Genomic DNA, 3115 nt, shown 5'->3' on the forward strand with positions numbered 1-3115 from the left:
TTTCTCTGTTCTTGCCAATCTTTATTCTTATCAATATATTAGCGAATTTCATGCCCAAGTTGCATTTTATTGTTTTCTAAGGGTTTTTAATTGTGAAACATTTGCATTTTTGCAAAAGCAGCGGTTTTGTTTGCAGAAATGCGAAAGCACGAAACATTCACAATCCGTAATAATAATGTATGTAGGGTGTGCTGAAAAAGACTTTGCACTTCAGAATATGAGACAACATTGTCTTGAATCCGTTATCTACTACATTGCTTACTATTTGAGTGAAGCATTCGTTATCTCTGGCATAAATAAAGAACAACACTTTGTAAAGGCTTTTTTCAGCATGCCCTACATACATTTCAGAATGATTAGCTACGGATTTAGGAAATATACTATACCCGTAATCAAGGCAAAGCAGACATGGCATCAAAGCCCTTAGCAATGCGATGAGATTACCATATAGCCTGTTTTTCTGCTGAATGGATAAGTGATACTGAAATTGCCCTTAAACGGCGGGAGTGTTCGGCTCTAAGGTATCGCTGCTAAAGGCTTTGCTGCCACATCTGCTTTGCCTTTTATAATGTTTGGCTACGGATTTAGAAAATATAGAACAAATAATCAAGTATCTGTTTAAATAAAGCATGCATGATTCAACTAATATCAGCGACTTCATTGATTCGCTGAAAAGAGACCGCCTCATCAGCACAGGGATCACAGCCCATGAATATATTCCTTCAAAAGATGCGAGTTATGAGGATATAGAAATAAGAGACGAATTAAGGGAAACCCTGAAAAACAGAGGCATAGAGAAATTTTACAGCCATCAGGCCGAAGGAATAAACCTCATAAGGCAGGGGCAGAATGTAATTGTAATGACCCCCACTGCCAGCGGCAAGAGCCTTATTTATAATATACCCGTAATCGAATCCATCCTCGAAAACCCTGAAACAAAGGCGCTTTACATATTCCCTCTAAAAGGACTGGAACAGGATCAGGTGAAAAATCTGAACGGCCTTTTTGATGAAATTAAAGGGGTTATCACAAGGGGGACAAAGTCCCCCTTGTGCATGGCTGAAGTCTATGATGGCGACACAACACCTTACAGAAGGGAAAAGATACGGAAGACCTTTCAAAAAAGGGGGCCCGTGGGGGAAACAGCGTTTCCCCCACGCGTTAATGTAATTTTCACCAATCCTGATATGATCCATCTTGCCCTCAATCCCTTCCACAAAAAATGGGAGGATTTTTTTAAAAACCTTAAATATATCGTTATTGACGAAATACATACATACAGGGGTGTATTCGGCTCGCATGTGAGTCATGTATTCAGAAGACTCAGAAGGATATGCAAATACTGGGGAAGCAGCCCACAGTTTATAGCATGCTCTGCAACCATAGCGAATCCAAAGGAACTCGCAGAAACACTCATCGGCGTTCCATTTAATGTAGTGGATAAAACAGGAGCGCCCCAATCAGGGAAACATTTCATTTTCTTAAATCCACTTGACAGTCCCTATACAGAGGCAACAAGGATATTCCTGAAATGCATAAATTCAGGACTAAGGACAATACTATTCACAAAGGCAAGGAAGATTACGGAATTGATATATAAATGGAGCATTGAGCGTGCACCATTACTGACTGATAAAATAAGCCCTTACAGGGCAGGATTCCTTCCCACTGAGAGAAGGGAGATAGAACAAAAGCTCTTCAGCGGCAAATTGATGGGAGTTATATCCACAAGCGCCCTTGAACTGGGAGTTGATATCGGAGGCCTCGATGTATGCATACTCTGCGGCTATCCCGGCTCCATCTCAAGCACATGGCAGAGGGCCGGAAGGGTTGGCAGACATGGACAGGAATCACTGATATTAATGATTGCAATCAAGGATGCCCTTGACCATTATTTCATCTCTCATCCGGGGGCATTCCTTGAAAAGCCGCATGAGGCATCTATCTGCGACCCTGCAAATAGAAAAATCTTAAAGAAACATCTCGTCTGCGCTGCAGATGAAGTTTATCTGAGGGCAGATGATGCTGTATATGACATTAATAAAATATCGGATGTGGTTGATGAATTAGTAAATGAAAATAATCTTAAAACAGGCAAACTCGGCGACATCTGGTTTTCAAGAAAGAGAATGTCTCAGAGGGAAATCGGGATAAGAACCATTGGCAAACCATTAAGGCTTAAGGATGAATCCGGCAGGCATATCGGAGACCTTGACGGCAGGAGGATATATAGAGAGGCATTCTCCGGTGCAATCTATCTTCACAGGGGAAGGCAGTATCAGGTATTAGACCTCGATTTAGAAAATAATCAAGCATTATGCAGAGAAGTGGATGTGAACTACTATACACAGGCATTATCACAGGAGCATGTCGATATTATCGGAATGCCCCAAAAGTCCATGACACCTTTAACAAAGGACATCGAGTTATATCACGGAATGATGAGGATCACTTATCAGGTAGTGGGCTATGATAAGAAAAACCTCTTCGATGGAACAAAGATGTCGAGGCATGTCGTAGAAATGCCGGAATACATATTCGATACAGAAGGCATCTGGATGGTCATCCATAAAAATCTTGCCAATAAAATTATTGACAAAGGATATGACTTAGCCGGAACGCTCCATGCAGCAGAGCATGTAACCATTGCATGCATGCCTCTATTTGCCTTATGCGACAAAGGAGACATCGGAGGTTATAGTTATGCCATGCATCCTGAATTCAAACTGCCTGCTATATTCATTTACGACGGATACGAAGGCGGAATAGGACTTACAAAAAGGGTCCTCGATGTACCTGTTGATTGGATTAAATCTGCAGTAGAGATAATACAGAACTGCGACTGCGAAGAGGGATGTCCGTCTTGCGTTCAGGACTCACAGTGCGGCTCAGCAAACCAGCCGTTGGACAAAAACGGGGCGATGTATTTTTTAAATAACCTTTTGCCTATCTCAATGTCAGGCTCTCCTTCGCATATTTAACAATCGGCGACAGGAAAAACTCTATTATCCTTCTTTTATTCGTCTTCATATAACTTACCACCCAGTTTGAGAATTTTTAACACCCAGTTTGAGAATTTTGGGCTCATTCTGCCTGTTTTTGCCCTTTCAAAGCT

Annotated in this window: 1 protein-coding gene; it reads left to right on the forward strand. The window is 41.5% G+C overall.

What is annotated here, in order from left to right:
- The first annotated feature begins 629 nt into the window (after positions 1–629).
- Positions 630–2981 carry a DEAD/DEAH box helicase gene (locus V7L97_RS11825; protein WP_333656231.1) on the forward strand — a complete coding sequence of 784 codons (2352 nt, stop codon included), beginning with the start codon at positions 630–632 and terminating at the stop codon, positions 2979–2981.
- The last annotated feature ends 134 nt before the right edge of the window (positions 2982–3115 follow it).

This window comes from Dissulfurispira sp., assembly GCF_036745535.1.
In the GTDB taxonomy this organism is placed as follows: domain Bacteria; phylum Nitrospirota; class Thermodesulfovibrionia; order Thermodesulfovibrionales; family Dissulfurispiraceae; genus Dissulfurispira.